Annotated in this window: 18 protein-coding genes; 15 read left to right on the plus strand and 3 right to left on the minus strand. The window is 67.2% G+C overall.

Features of this window, described 5'->3' with window-relative positions:
* Nucleotides 1-99: 99 nt before the first annotated feature.
* Nucleotides 100-1,854 carry an NAD-dependent malic enzyme gene (locus NOV65_RS08050; protein WP_257305644.1) on the minus strand — a complete coding sequence of 585 codons (1,755 nt, stop codon included), beginning with the start codon at nt 1,852-1,854 and terminating at the stop codon, nt 100-102.
* 159 nt (nt 1,855-2,013) lie between these two features.
* Complete coding sequence (gene purM, locus NOV65_RS08055; protein WP_257305645.1) at nt 2,014-3,048, minus strand: phosphoribosylformylglycinamidine cyclo-ligase; 1,035 nt, start codon at nt 3,046-3,048, stop codon at nt 2,014-2,016.
* A 472-nt stretch (nt 3,049-3,520) separates the two neighbouring features.
* Here purM and folE point away from each other — a divergent pair, with 472 nt between their 5' ends.
* From folE to NOV65_RS08085, 6 genes are all read left to right on the plus strand, one after another.
* Nucleotides 3,521-4,084 carry a GTP cyclohydrolase I gene (folE, locus tag NOV65_RS08060; protein WP_257305647.1) on the plus strand — a complete coding sequence of 188 codons (564 nt, stop codon included), beginning with the start codon at nt 3,521-3,523 and terminating at the stop codon, nt 4,082-4,084.
* A 481-nt stretch (nt 4,085-4,565) separates the two neighbouring features.
* The gene (locus NOV65_RS08065) at nt 4,566-5,744 is read left to right on the plus strand and encodes a hypothetical protein (RefSeq protein WP_257305649.1); all 1,179 of its coding nucleotides are present in this window, start codon (nt 4,566-4,568) and stop codon (nt 5,742-5,744) included.
* Nucleotides 5,745-5,954: 210 nt separating this feature from the next.
* The gene (locus tag NOV65_RS08070; protein WP_257305651.1) at nt 5,955-6,176 is read left to right on the plus strand and encodes a hypothetical protein; all 222 of its coding nucleotides are present in this window, start codon (nt 5,955-5,957) and stop codon (nt 6,174-6,176) included.
* 241 nt (nt 6,177-6,417) lie between these two features.
* Nucleotides 6,418-6,837 (plus strand): hypothetical protein, encoded by a 420-nt coding sequence (locus NOV65_RS08075; protein ID WP_257305653.1) that lies wholly within the window; start codon nt 6,418-6,420, stop codon nt 6,835-6,837.
* Nucleotides 6,838-6,858: 21 nt separating this feature from the next.
* A complete protein-coding gene (locus NOV65_RS08080; protein WP_257305655.1) occupies nt 6,859-7,500 on the plus strand; it encodes a CatB-related O-acetyltransferase in 642 nt (213 codons plus the stop codon).
* A 26-nt stretch (nt 7,501-7,526) separates the two neighbouring features.
* On the plus strand, nt 7,527-7,841 hold the full coding sequence (locus NOV65_RS08085; protein WP_257305657.1) for a hypothetical protein: 315 nt from the start codon (nt 7,527-7,529) through the stop codon (nt 7,839-7,841).
* A gap of 10 nt (nt 7,842-7,851) precedes the next feature.
* Here NOV65_RS08085 and NOV65_RS08090 read toward each other — a convergent pair whose 3' ends face one another.
* Entirely contained in the window at nt 7,852-8,748 is an 897-nt protein-coding gene (locus tag NOV65_RS08090; protein ID WP_257305659.1) for a CPBP family intramembrane glutamic endopeptidase, read from the minus strand.
* A gap of 240 nt (nt 8,749-8,988) precedes the next feature.
* On the opposite strand from NOV65_RS08090, the gene NOV65_RS08095 reads away from it, so the two are divergent.
* From NOV65_RS08095 to NOV65_RS08135, 9 genes are all read left to right on the plus strand, one after another.
* Nucleotides 8,989-9,453: a GyrI-like domain-containing protein gene (locus tag NOV65_RS08095; protein ID WP_257305661.1), complete on the plus strand. Its 465-nt coding sequence runs from the start codon at nt 8,989-8,991 to the stop codon at nt 9,451-9,453.
* 152 nt (nt 9,454-9,605) lie between these two features.
* Entirely contained in the window at nt 9,606-9,905 is a 300-nt protein-coding gene (locus NOV65_RS08100) for a YciI-like protein (protein ID WP_257305663.1), read from the plus strand.
* A gap of 76 nt (nt 9,906-9,981) precedes the next feature.
* Complete coding sequence (locus tag NOV65_RS08105) at nt 9,982-10,368, plus strand: DoxX family protein (protein WP_257305665.1); 387 nt, start codon at nt 9,982-9,984, stop codon at nt 10,366-10,368.
* Nucleotides 10,365-10,589: a hypothetical protein gene (locus tag NOV65_RS08110; RefSeq protein ID WP_257305667.1), complete on the plus strand. Its 225-nt coding sequence runs from the start codon at nt 10,365-10,367 to the stop codon at nt 10,587-10,589. The genes NOV65_RS08105 and NOV65_RS08110 overlap by 4 nt, the downstream gene beginning before the upstream one ends.
* The gene (locus NOV65_RS08115; protein ID WP_257305668.1) at nt 10,589-11,122 is read left to right on the plus strand and encodes an NADPH-dependent FMN reductase; all 534 of its coding nucleotides are present in this window, start codon (nt 10,589-10,591) and stop codon (nt 11,120-11,122) included. The genes NOV65_RS08110 and NOV65_RS08115 overlap by 1 nt, the downstream gene beginning before the upstream one ends.
* Nucleotides 11,119-11,598 carry a YaiI/YqxD family protein gene (locus NOV65_RS08120; protein WP_257305671.1) on the plus strand — a complete coding sequence of 160 codons (480 nt, stop codon included), beginning with the start codon at nt 11,119-11,121 and terminating at the stop codon, nt 11,596-11,598. Before NOV65_RS08115 ends, NOV65_RS08120 begins: the two co-directional genes overlap by 4 nt.
* A 51-nt stretch (nt 11,599-11,649) precedes the next feature.
* Nucleotides 11,650-11,841: a hypothetical protein gene (locus NOV65_RS08125; RefSeq protein WP_257305673.1), complete on the plus strand. Its 192-nt coding sequence runs from the start codon at nt 11,650-11,652 to the stop codon at nt 11,839-11,841.
* A gap of 68 nt (nt 11,842-11,909) precedes the next feature.
* Nucleotides 11,910-12,776 carry a class A beta-lactamase gene (bla, locus tag NOV65_RS08130; protein WP_257305675.1) on the plus strand — a complete coding sequence of 289 codons (867 nt, stop codon included), beginning with the start codon at nt 11,910-11,912 and terminating at the stop codon, nt 12,774-12,776.
* Nucleotides 12,777-12,835: 59 nt separating this feature from the next.
* A complete protein-coding gene (locus tag NOV65_RS08135; protein WP_257305677.1) occupies nt 12,836-13,315 on the plus strand; it encodes a HugZ family pyridoxamine 5'-phosphate oxidase in 480 nt (159 codons plus the stop codon).
* The last annotated feature ends 4 nt before the right edge of the window (nt 13,316-13,319 follow it).

The raw sequence follows: 13,319 nt of genomic DNA on the forward strand, positions 1-13,319 counted from the left end.
TGATGAGCCAGTGGACCACCGATGACCCGCCTTGGCCACCGTCCGGTGGGTGCGGTCAGGCCAGCTTCAAGCCAGGTTCAGGCTAGGTTCAAGCCAGCCTCAGGCCAGCGTCGCCTCCTGGTGCCGCTCATGGGCGGGCTCCGGGGCGGGGTCCGCCGGCAGGTAGCAGGGGTTCCACATGGCGGCCGCGATGGCGCCGGGGATGTCCTCGTCGGCCAGGGGCCGGACCGCCACGCCCATCTCCCGGGCCTCCCGCACCACCGCCGCGGCCACGTGGGCCGTGACCTCCCGGATCCGGCTGGCGGAGGGGAAGAGGCTCCCCACCGACAGATCTTTCGGTCGGACCTCCTCGGCCAGCTGCCGGGCGGCGGCGGCGAACATCCCATCGGTGACTTCGCAGGCCTCGGCCACCAGGACGCCCAGGCCCACGCCCGGGAAGATGAAGACATTGTTGCTCTGGCCGATGCGGTATTCCCGGCCTTCGTACGCCACCGGGTCGAAGGGGCTGCCGGTGGCCACCAGGGCCCGGCCTTCGGTCCAGGCCAGCACATCGCGCGGCTTCGCCTCCGCCTTGCTGGTGGGGTTGGACATGGCCAGCACCACGGGCCGCTCCACCTGGGCGGCCATCTCGCGGATGGCCTCCTCGGTGAAGGCGCCGGCGGTGCCGGAGGTGCCGATGAGCATGGTCGGCTTGAAGACCTTCACCACGGAGAGGAGATCCCGCTTCTGGCCGCGGCCCAGGCCCATGCGCTCGGCCAGCAGCACTGGCCAGGCGAAGTCCCGCTGCAGCGGATCCAGGCTGGGATCGTCCTCCACCAGGAGGCCCTGCACGTCCAGGTTGGCCATGGCCAGCACCAGGTCCTCCCCTTCGAGGCCCTCCCGCCGCAACGTCGACCGTACCAGGCGGGAGATGCCGATGCCCGCAGCGCCGGACCCCAGGAAGAGGATCCGCTGCCGGCGCAGTGGCGTTCCCGTGGCCCGCGCCCCGGCGATCAGGGCCGCCACGCCCACCGCCGCCGTCCCCTGGATGTCGTCATTGAAGCTGGTGAGCACCTTCCGGTAGCGGTCCAGCAGGTGGAAGGCATTGAACTTCTTGAAGTCCTCCCACTGCAGCAGGGCCTTGGGGAAGACCTGACGCACCGCATGCACGAACTCGTCCACCAGGGAGTCGTACTCGGGGCCGCGCAGGCGGCGTGAGCGCCAGCCCAGGTAGAACTCGTCGTCCAGCAGATCCAGGTTGTCCGTGCCCACGTCCAGGCTCACGGGCAGGGTCTGCCAGGGCGGGATGCCCGCGGCCGCGGTGTAGAGGGCCAGCTTGCCGATGGGGATGCCCATGCCGCCCACGCCCTGGTCGCCCAGGCCCAGGATGCGCTCGTTGTCCGTCACCACGATGAGCCGGATGTCGTCGAAGGCCGCGTTCCGCAGCACCTGGGCGATGTGGCCGCGGTGCTCCGGTGTGATCCAGATGCCCCGCGCCCGGCGGAAGATGTGGCTGAACTCCTGGCAGGCCCGCCCGACGGTGGGGGTGTAGACGATGGGGAGGTACTCCTCGATGTGATCGATGAGCACCCGGTAGAACAGGTGCTCATTCCGGTCCTGCAGGGCCGCCAGGCCGATGTACTTCTCCAGGGGATCCTGCTTGCGCTGGATGCTGGCATACACCCGCCGGGCCTGCTGCTCCATGCTGGTCACCGAGTGGGGCAGCAGGCCTTCCAGGCCGAGGGCCATGCGCTCCTCCTGGGAGAAGGCCGTCCCCTTGGTGTACATGGGGTTCCGCAGGAGCCGCACCCCGCGGAAGGGCACGGCCAGACGCTTCCGGCCACTGGGTTCGCACTCCACACCAAAGCGTTCCATAGGACCTCCTCCGCCGGGACAGGGCTCCTCCATGGCACGGGCCATGCAGGCGATCCGCCCCTCTCGGAGAGCCTTTCCGCGGACAGGAAGAGGCGGCCGGAAACCCGGGCAACGCCCCAATATGCGTCCCGGCTTCGGGCCGGGCCAACAATTGACGATCTAACGGTAGCGAACGATTCCCGCGCCCTTGACCAGCCGCCCCAGCACCCAGGCGGGCTCCTCGTCGGCGTGGAGGTGGGCCAACACGTCGCCGGCCAGCTCGGGCTTCACCACCAGCACCATGCCCACGCCCAGGTTCAGGGCCTGGCGGGCATCGTCGATGCCCAGGCCGCCCTTGGCCATGAGGAACTTGAAGAGGGCCGGGATCTGCCAGCTGGCGGTGTCGATCTCGGCATCCAGCGTCTTGGGCAGCACGCGGGGGATGTTGTCGGTCAGGCCGCCGCCGGTGATGTGGGCCATGGCCACCAGCTGGTGGGCCTTCACCAGGGGCATGACGGGCGCCAGGTAGCTGCGGTGGATGGCGAGCAGGGCGTCCGCCACCGTGCGGTCCGTGCCGGGCAGGGTGTCCTGCACGTCGAGCTTCTCCAGCTCGAAACAGACCTTGCGGGCCAGGGAGTAGCCGTTGGTGTGCAGGCCCGAGCTGGGCAGGCCGATGAGCACGTCGCCTTCGGCCATGGCGTCCAGACGCGGCAGCAGGTCCGCCTCGTCCACCACGCCCACGATGGTGCCGGCCACGTCCACCTCACCTTCGGCATAGACGCCAGGCATCTCTGCCAGCTCGCCGCCGATGAGGGCCGAGCCGGAATTCTTGCAGGCCGTGGCCATGCCCTTGACGATCTGTTCGATGACTTCGGGCTCCAGCTGCTGGGCCGCGATGTAGTCCAGGAAGAAGAGGGGTCGCGCACCCTGCACGAGGATGTCGTTGATGCAGTGGTTCACCAGATCCTGGCCCACCGTATCCCAGATGCCGGCCCGCCGGGCCACCTTCATCTTGGTGCCCACGCCGTCCATGCTGCTGACGAGGATGGGCTTGGCCTCGGGGAACCGGGCGTCGAAGAGGCCGCCGAACAAGCCGATGTCGCTGCGGACGCCGGGAGTCTTGGTGGCCTTCACCAGGGGCTTGATGCGCTTCAGGGCCTCGTCCTGGCGGTTGATGTCCACGCCGCTGGACGCGTAACTGACCTTCTCGCTCATCGCCAACTCCCGAATCCCCCATGATCCCACAGGGATCTTTCGAGTCCGAGGCCAAACCTTGGGAGGCGGTCCATTCCCAGGAAAGGCATTTTAGCCACTGATGCACGGTGATTGACGGTGATTGCGCCTCGGCTGCGTCCCGCATGGGCCCACCGCAGGCGGCTTCCGGCCTCGCCGGAAGTCATGGGGGGTGGGGGGGGGGCCCCCGCCCAAAAGAGCCGGGCCGGGGCCCCCCCCCCGCCCCCGCGGCGCTTCTGTGGGGGGGGGCCCCCCCCCCCCCCCCACCCCCCCCCCCCCCCCCCCCACCCCCCATGAGCCCATGCTGCGTTGGGACGAGAGCCTTCTTCATCACTGAAATCGGTGGAAAAACAGCTTTTTCTCTTTTGGCTTTTGTTTTCGCGCCCATTCGCGCCATTCGCGGTTCCAGCCTTTCCTCCTCCGGCGCCGAGCCCAGGCGTAGACTGACCGGACCATGGCTGATTCCCGCATCCCGTCCTTCGACCGCGCCGCTTCCGAGGCCGCCGTCCGCGCCCTGCTGCGGGGCCTGGGGCAGGATCCGGACGCGCCGGAGCTGCAGGACACACCCTCGCGGGTGGCGGACTTCTGGGCCGAGCGGCTGGCCGGCTACGGGGTGGACCTGGGCGCCGAGCTGAAGCCCCTGCCCGGTGACCTGGCCCCCGTCCCCGTCATCCTCGAGCGCATCCCCTTCGTGAGCACCTGCGAGCACCACCTGGCCCCCTTCGAGGGCCACGCCACCATCGGCTACCTCCCTGGCGTGGGCGGCACCGTGGGCCTCAGCAAGCTCGTGCGCGTGGTGCAGGCCTACGCCTGGCGCCTGCAGGTGCAGGAGCGCATGGCCCAGCAGATCGCCGACGCCCTCCAGACCCACCTCCGCCCCGCCGCCTGGGGCGTCCAGCTCGTCGCCGTCCACACCTGCATGGCCCATCGCGGCGTGAAGACCCCGGGCGTCCCCGTGCGCACCACCCTGATGGGCGGAAGCTGGGAAGCCAATCCGCCAGGGGCGTTCCGAGGTTGAGCCAAACCCGCGATCCTGGTCAAATCCGCGCACTCGCGTCGACAGGACTGAGGTGCGCTGGGCCCTCTTTTCCGATCCTCACGGCGGGCAGTTCTTTACGCTAAGTGTATTCGTCGGGTTCAAAGGTGGCGGGGAAGGTGCGAACGTTCGCCCTGCCGGTTAACCCCCCCCCCACTTGGCCCCTCTTAATCGCCCGTACTTCTCGAACTGGATAGAACCACTCCAATCCATTGGGACCCTAAAAACCACCGTTCAGCCGTTTCTACCCCACCCGAGCTTGAGATCCGTACATTTCGAGTGCCTCGTGCGCACTCTACTCCTCATTGTCATGTTGTTCGGCGCCTCACTGCATCACCCAAACAAACACCGACATGTCCAACCCCTCGTTCAACCGGACCATGTGCAAGGGCCTTAGCCGGTCAACTTCTTCCGTTAGGTAAATGGGTCAACATGTTCTTCCTCAACATTCCTGGGGGCAGCCATGGCAAGAGCGACACTGAACCTGAAAATCTTTCTACAAAACGTCCACTGCTATGACGAGGGCGATGGTTGGGGCAACGCCGAGCCCTATTTGTGGCCCATCTTTTTCAAGATCGACGGCGACAGCTATGCCGTGGAGACCGGTTCGGGGCTCATCGGTTTCCCGGTAATCGAATTCCGCAACGGCCACCACGGCAACCTCGGCGACACCGATGTGGACGCGGGCGACGACGTTCCTGTGCCGGAGTCGCTGGGCACGTGGCAAAACACTCTGAAACCCATCCCAATCAATGACCCTGTAATCAAGGGGTTGATTGGAGACGACCTCCCTGGCATCGCCGGAGTCGCCGTCGTACTGATGGAGCAGGACGGCTGGCCGGATGACCTTGCCGACACCGGTTACAACGCGCTCGTGAACTCCATCCAACTCGCTGTAGCGAAGGTGGCTGCGGGCTTCCAGCACGCCACGCACGCACCAACCAAGGAAGAAATCGACGCCGCCATCCAGACCGTCAAAGACACCGCGGCTTCCATGGTCCACGACGCAATCAAGGGAACCATGTCGGGCTGGCAGCTCCTCTGGTACGGCACGTTCGGAAATAACGACGACACCGTTGGCAGCGAGGTCTGGACAGCCAACCACGATGATTTCGCTGCGAACGCTGTCATTGAGTTCTCTCGGCGATGGTCCGGGGATGAGTCCGGTGATGGGGATTGGGATATCTCAGGGTCCTTCACTGGCGTTGTCCCCTGCCCCGCCGACGCGCTCTCGCGGTTGATCGGCGGAGGCGATACCCACGCGAGCGCGCTCGCCGCCATGCGCGACTTCCGGGCCAAGGACTACCAAACTCTTCCGGGCCTGGAGCGATGGTGGCAGGCGTTGCGGAGGGGTATCCCGGAGGTTATTCGCATTGCCGCAGGCGATCCAGCGGTGCGTGACGCCGTGGACCGGTTGTTCGCCGCACTCCCTGGCGTGCTATCCGCACCCGACCAGCCGTTATCGACTCAGCACCTGCGGGACCTCACGACAATCCTAGAGGTGGTGTCGAAGAGCAGCCCCTCCCTGCATCGCGCGTTCGCTCACCGGGCATTGGCAATCATGCCTGAGTTGCACGGCCGGAGCTGGAATGCAGCGATCCGTCGGGTCTCCGGCACGCGGCCGCGAGGGCGAAAGCGCTGATGAGTGAATCAGAATACCCCACCTAAAAATCCACACCCAGCGCCGCCCCTGACCCTCAGGGCAATTGACGTTTCCCGTGTTCGACGTCCGCCGGCCGCCACATGTAAATTGGGGTGTTATCCATTGATATTAAAAGGGGAAATGATGCCAATCAAAGCTATCCCGTGACTCCTCTTGGCCGCCGTCTTGATCGCGATAGACCAAGGGAAGGTGTGTAAACTCATAATATTATACGAGACTAAAACTCTCGTCGAAAGCTGCTCCACGCAGCTTCGTGGCGGGGACTACAAGGCGGGTCTGGACCTGTTCAAGCCCTACTGGAAGGTCTCCATGAACGAGCTCAACACGCAGACCATCAACAGCCGCGCGACGGTGAAAGATCGGTTCGGCACCAGCCTGGGCGATAAGCTCATCAACCAGCAGCGGGTCTGAACCTCCTTCCCGAGGTTCGTGGTCATCGAGAAGTCGCAGGACATGGCTGTCCGTGCTTCGGTGGTGTTCGAACAAGGCCGTGGATGCCTGGGAGCTGCGACCTTTCGTACCGGAGGCCGGATGTCGCTTCGCTTCGAGAGGTAGAATCAGGGGGAAGGTAACCCCGACTCTTCCCTGGCCGTAGCCCCCTAGCCCAGCAGCTCCCACCTCGGCCCTTCAGCCTTCTGCCCCAAGGCCTCCTATGCCCACGCTCCCCAAGCTTCCCTGGCCCCTGAGGCTCACGGCCGGGTTCCTGCTCGTCCAGGGCGCACTCAGCCTGGCGGGCACGGCCCTGTCCTTCCTCCAGCACCGCCCCAGCATGGATGTGTCTATCGGTTCCCTTCTATTAGGGCTCGGGCTGCTGCGACGGATCCGGTGGGCGCGCTGGCTCACCCTGGCCTCTCTGGCGGTCCAGATCCTGTTGGCCGGGGAGGCGTTGTACACCACCGTGGCGGTGACCGGACCCGCAGGGCAGGCCCGCCTATTCGCCTACCTCCTCGTCGATCCCCCGCCCGCCGCCCTGCCCTGGATCCTGGCCTTCCTGGTGCTGGTCCTGGTGCTTCAGGCCATCTACCTGCTGCTTCCGGGCACGCGCCGCCTGTTCCAGACCGGCCCGGCCTGACCGCCCTTCCCCTGGAGCCCCATGCACGGCCCCGACCCTTCGAACCCGCACCCCCTGCCGGGCTTCCCGCAGGTGGGCTTCCTCAAGAATTTCATCTCGAACCCCCTCATCGTCGTGGGGGACTACACCTACTACGACGACCCGGAAGGTCCGGAGGGCTTCGAGCGGCAGGTGCTCTATCACTTCCCTTTCATCGGGGACCGGCTGATCATCGGGAAGTTCTGCGCCCTGGCTCGTGGCGTGCGCTTCATCATGAACGGCGCCAACCACAAGCTTTCCGGCTTCTCCACCTACCCCTTCCACATCTTCTCGCGAGGCTGGGAGACGGCAGCGCCCCGGCCCGGCGATCTGCCCTACAAGGGCGACACCGTGGTGGGGAACGATGTGTGGATCGGCTACGATGCGCTCATCATGCCCGGCGTGCGCATCGGTAACGGGGCCATCATTTCCTCCCGATCCGTGGTGGTGGGCGATGTCCCGGCCTACACGATTGTGGGCGGGAACCCGGCCAAGCCCCTACGGACGCGCTTCCCCGACGCCACCATCGCCGCCCTGGAGGCCCTGGCTTGGTGGGACTGGCCCGTGGAGATGATCACCCGGAACCTGGACGCCATCGTGGGCGCCGGCCTGGCGGCCCTGATGGCCTGTGTGGACAAGCGCTGACCAACGCCTTCCGGTACCATGGCCCCATGTCCCTCCCCACCCCTGAACTCAAGCTCGGCTATGAGCTGTTCTCCAAGCTGCTGAACTGGGCGGCGGGAAAGCGGCAGTCGAAGCGGCTGGAGGAGCTGAAGTCCAAGGCCTTCCAGGAGCTGCTGAAGGGCGATGCGGCGGATCTGGATCTGGTGGCCTCGGTGCTCAAGGAGATCCACAAGGCGGCGGACACCTCGGCCAAGGCCATCCGTCTGGAGGGCCTCTACGACAGCGCCACCCAGCCGGCCAAGCCGAAGAAGCCGGAGCGCCGCCGCAAGCCCGCCCGGAAGGCCCCCGGCTCCAAGGGCTGAGGCCCCCGCCTCAGGCTGATTCGGAGCGCCGGGGTTCCGGCATCGGGTCAGCGGCGCGCGCTCCGGCCGAGCCCTGCCACCGCCAGAGCAGGAGGATGCCCACCAGCACCGCGATCACACCGAAGAGGCTGGCTTCCAGACCGAAGGCGCCGCCACTCATCCATTCCGGCTTCCCCTGGAAGACCGGGTGGACCCAGCCGTGCTGGACCGAAGTGCCGCTGACGCCGAATCCCAGCACGTTGCCCTGGGTCCAGTTCCAGCCCAGGTGGATGCCGATGGGCAGGGCCAGGCTGCGTGTTCGGAGATAGGCCAACCCCAGGAAAACCGCGGCCAGGGCGATGTCGAGGGTGGCCCAGGCCTTGGTGGCGCCATGCATGCCAGGATTCCCCCAGTGGGCCCGGGCAAACAAGAGCGCGAGGATCACCTGGGCGGGCCACGCCCCCAGGCCGTCCACCAGGCGCTGGAAGAGGAAGCCCCGGAACAGGTTCTCTTCCCACAGCGCCACGAGCACGAACAGCGCGAACCCGAGGCCCAGGGCCCGGTAACTGCGGGCAGGATCCAGCTCCCAGGTGACGCCTCCCACCGCCCAGAGCAGACCGGCCGCCAGCAGCATCACCCCGGCTCCGAACAGCGTGCCCCAGGCGACTTCCCAGACCCAGCGGCGGTTCACCTGCCAGCCGGTGCTGGACAAGGGTTCCCGGCGGAGCCGGGTGCAGATCCAGGCGGCCAGCAGGGAGAACAGGAAGAGCAGGCCCACCACCCAATCCCCGTTGCGGACGCCCAACCGCTTGAGCACCGGAGCCAGGAGTTGGAACCCGCCGATGCAGGCCACCAGGATGGCCAGGTAGATGAGCACCCACCACCCGTTGCGCAGGCCCTTGGCGTCATTGAAAAAAAAGGTCTTCATGCTGAACTCCGGGCTGAGGCTGAGTTACGCCCTCAGCCGGAGATCGTTTACGGACGTTCGAGGAAGGTCCTTGGGCGAACGGGCCATCCAGCTGCATCCGGAACCCTTCGCACCGAAGCGGCGAACTCGGGGCGACCGTTCGGGGGTAAATCAAACCCCGTTCAGATCTCCTGACTTTCCCCGCAGGGCCTCCGGCCCTATGCTTCCTGCCCGGGCCGTCCTGGCCCCGACGGAGGTCCCATGCTTGACGAGCCGCAGATCGTCCAGGTCACTGCCCAGGCGACGGCGGTCATTCCCTTCCTGATCCCCCGGTCGGCGATCCAGCAGGTCATGGGCCCCGGCATCCAGGAGTTGCTGGCCACGCTGACGACCCAGGGCATCGTCCCGACGGGCCCAGTGTTCTCCCACCACTTCCGGATGCATGCCGATGTGTTCGACTTCGAGATCGGCGTGCCCATCCCCTCGCCGGTGATGCCCGCGGGCCGCGTGAAACCCGGCCAGTGGCCCGCCGGCACAGTGGCGCGGACCAACTACCACGGGGGCTACGAGGGTCTTAGCTCCGCCTGGGGCGAGTTCGACGCCTGGCTGGCGGCGGCCGGGCGCACCCCGGCCCGAGACCTGTGGGAGTGCTACGCCACCGGCCCGGAATTAGGTCCCGATTCCGCGGCCTGGCGCACGGAGCTGATCCGGCCGCTGCTCCCCTGAAGGCACCGGCCTTCTTCGGTGAAGCCCGCTACCTCATGCCCGAGGCGGGTGGTCATGGAAAAATACGATGGGCGCGTCGAGCAGCTTGGCCCCATCCTTGGTTCGTGATGGTGGCGCTCCCAAAGGCCCCTTCCCTCTTCTGAGGTACGTCCATGCACTTCCTCCTGATCTACGAGGTTGGTCGGGACTTTGTGGAACGCCGCGCAGAGTTCCGGAACGAGCATCTGGCCTTGGCCTGGGAGGCCCATCACCGAGGCGAACTGCTGCTGGACGGAGCGGTCGCGGACCCGGTGGACATGGTGGTCCTGCTCTTCCAGGGCGACTCCCCGGCCGGGGCCCAGCGGTTCGCGGCGGCGGACCCTTACGTCCTGCACGGTCTGGTGCAGCGCTGGGGGGTGCGCCCCTGGATCACCGTGGTGGGCGCCGAGGCCAGCGCCCCCATGCATGTCTAGGGCTGAAGCACCTTGGCGACTTCCTTCCACGTTGGATCTGGGCAAAATGTCACCACATCCGCCCCGGGAGGCCCGCATGTCGTGGCTTGAGAAGTACACCGACCACACCTACGCCCTGCTGCGCATCGTGGCGGGCCTGCTGCTCGCCTTCCACGGGACCCAGAAACTCTTTGGCGTGCTGGGCGGTTTCCGGCCCCCGATGGGTTCGCAGATCTGGATCGGCGGCGTGATCGAGCTGCTGGGCGGCCTGGCCATCCTGCTGGGCTACCAGACCCGGCTGGCCGCCTTCCTGTGCAGCGGTATGATGGCCGTGGCCTACATGCAGTTCCACTGGAAGTTCCAGTTCGGCGCCGCCTTCTGGCCCGCGGTGAACAAGGGTGAGCTGGCGGTGGTGTTCTGCTTCGTGTTCCTCTTCGTGGCCGCCCGGGGTGGCGTGAAGTGGTGCCTGGACAAGACGGCATGAAAGCCGCCACCCTCAAATCCCTCGCGGGCCTGGCCCTCATCGCCCTGGGTGCCGCGGCCCTGATCTGGCCCGAGTTCAGTTACACGAAGGGCACCCACGATGCCAAGCTGGGCCCCCTGGAATTCACCCTGAAGGAGAAGGACACCGTACGCATCCCCGTCTGGGCAGCCATCGCTTCCCTGGCGGTGGGCACGGTGCTCCTCTGGCGGCGGAAAGGTTGATGCGGATCCTCGCCCTGTCTGGCAGCCTGCGGGCCGGCTCCCTCAACGCGCGGCTGCTCCGCGAAGCGGCCCGCCTGGCGCCGGACTGCACCTTCGAGTTCTGGGAACGCCTGGATGACCTGCCCCACTTCAGCCCCGAGCGGGATATCGACCCGCCCCCGGAACCGGTGGCCGATCTGCGCACCCGCATCCAGGCGGCGGACGCGCTGTTGGTCTGCACGCCCGAATACATCCACGCCATGCCCGCGGTGCTGAAGAACCTGCTGGAGTGGGTGGTCTCCTCGGGCGCCTGCGTGGGCAAGCCCACGGCGGCCTGGAGCGCCTCGCCCTCGCCGGAAGGGGGCGCCAAGGCCCAGGCCTCGCTGGCCCACACCCTGGAGGTGATGTCGGCGCGGGTAGTGCCCGAGGCCGCGCTCTGCCTCACCCTGGCCGCTTCCAGCCTGGACGCTGAAGGCCATCTGGCGGATCCGGCCCAGGCAGCGCGGGTGAAGACCGCCATGCAGGCCCTGATCGCCGCCGGGATGACCCCGTGAATGGCGCCGATTCACCCGCCATCCGCATCTTCGTGGACGCGGATGCCTGCCCGGTGAAGGAGGAGATCTTCCGGGTGGCCACGCGCTGCGGCTTGAAGGTGCTGCTCGTGTCGAACGCGCCCCTGCGGGTTCCCCGCAACCCGCTGTTCGAATCGGTGGTGGTGGCGAAGGGGCAGTTCGACGGGGCCGACGACTGGATCGTGGAACAGATCACGGCCTCGGATATCGCCGTGACGGCGGACATCCCCCTGGCCGCCCGCTGCCTCGAGAAGGGGGCCCGAGCCCTGGATGCCAAGGGCCGGGTCTACTCGCCCGACTCCATCGGTGATGCCCTGGCCAGCCGCGAGCTGATGACGCACCTGCGCGCCATGGGCGAGATGGGCACCGGCCCCGCTCCCTTCACCGCCCGGGACCGCTCGACCTTCCTGCAACGCCTGGACGACCTGATCCAGGCACTCCGGCGGACGAGGCGGTAGACTAAGAAACGGGCTGGATCGGCTTCCACCTTTTTCATGATCGGACTCGCCATGGCCAGAAAGCCCAATTACAACTTCGAGAAGCGGCAAAAGGACCTGGCGCGCCAGAAGAAGAAGGAAGAGAAGCTGCAGAAGAAGGCGCTGAAGAAAGACGCCCTGGGCAACGACATTCCGGACTCCGAAGACCAGGAAGGCGTTGATGGTCAGGACGAGACCCCCGAGGGCGGCCAGCTGCCCGAGTAGACCGCCGCCTTTCAGCCGGAGTCGAGCGCCCGGTGTCGTGGTAGAAGGGAAGCCTTTACGGGGGCCCTATGACCTGGACCGTGCTCGCGGCCGTCCTTTTGATCCTGCCTCTCCAGGCGGCTGCGCCAAGTGGGCCGGTTCCCACTGCCGCGGCCCGTTTGGCGGCCCTGGAAACCCGCACCGGGGGGCGGCTTGGCGTGGCCGTGCTCGATACGGGCTCGGGCCGCCGCCTGGACCACCGGGGCAGGGAGCGCTTCCCCCTGTGCAGCACCTTCAAGGTGTTGCTGGCGGGCGCCGTGCTCGCCCGGGTGGATGCGGGCCGGGAGAGCCTGGACCGACGCCTCTCCTACGGCCAGGCGGACCTGCTGGAGTACGCACCGGTGACCACGGCGCATGTGGGTCAGGGCAACCTGGCGATCGCGGACCTCTGCGCCGCCGCCGTGGAGGTCAGCGACAACACCGCCGCCAACCTGCTGCTCCAGACCCTCGGCGGCCCTGGCGCCATCACCATCTTCGCCCGCGCCCTGGGTGATCCGGTCACGCGCCTCGACCGCACGGAACCCGCGCTGAACACCGCCCTGCCCAATGATCCCCGGGACACGACCACACCCACCGCCATGGTGAATACCCTGCGGGCCCTGCTGCTGGGCCCGGTCCTGACCCCTGCCTCGCGCCAACGCCTCGAGGGCTGGATGGCGGCCTGCACCACGGGCCAGAACCGCATCCGGGCCGGCCTGCCGACGGATTGGGTCATCGGGGACAAGACCGGTTCGGGGGAACTCGGCACCGTGAACGATGTGGCCATCCTGCGCCCGCCCCACCGGGCGCCGGTCTTCGTCGCGGTCTACTACACCGGCTCCACCGCTCCGATGGAGGCCCGCAACGCGGTGCTGGCCGAGGTGGGACGCATCGTCGCCGCCGAATTCAAGGACTAGGCTCCCTCTGCTGGAAGATGGAGGATGATGGATTGCCCTGCCCTGGAAGGAGTCCGCCCATGGACCCGAACACGGAAGCCGCGCTCCATGCCCTGCTGACCGGCCTCCCGGTGGCTTCCCTGGGTACGCTGCACGACGGCGCCCCCTACGTGTCCATGGCCCCGGTGATCCCGGCGCCGGACGGCTCGGGCTTCCTCATCCACGTGAGCCGCCTGGCCCAGCACACCCGCGACCTGCTGGCGGAAATCCGGGTCAGCCTGATGCTCATGGTGCCGCCGGAGGAAGGGCAGGATCCCCTGGCCCTGCCCCGGGTGACCGTGCAGGGTGAGGCCGAGGAGATCCCCAGGGATTCGGATCGCCACGAGACGGCGGCCGTGGCGTACCTGGCTCGGTTCCCGCAAGCGGAGATGACCCTTGGCTTGGGGGACTTCTCCTTCTTTCTCATCCGGCCGACGGCCGGGCGTCTGGTCCTCGGCTTCGGCCGGGCCCTCAGCCTGGATGCCGCCCAGATCGCCTCCAGCCTTTCCAGCCTCCGCTGACGCA

It is taken from the genome of Geothrix campi (assembly GCF_024609265.1).
Lineage (GTDB): Bacteria > Acidobacteriota > Holophagae > Holophagales > Holophagaceae > Geothrix > Geothrix campi.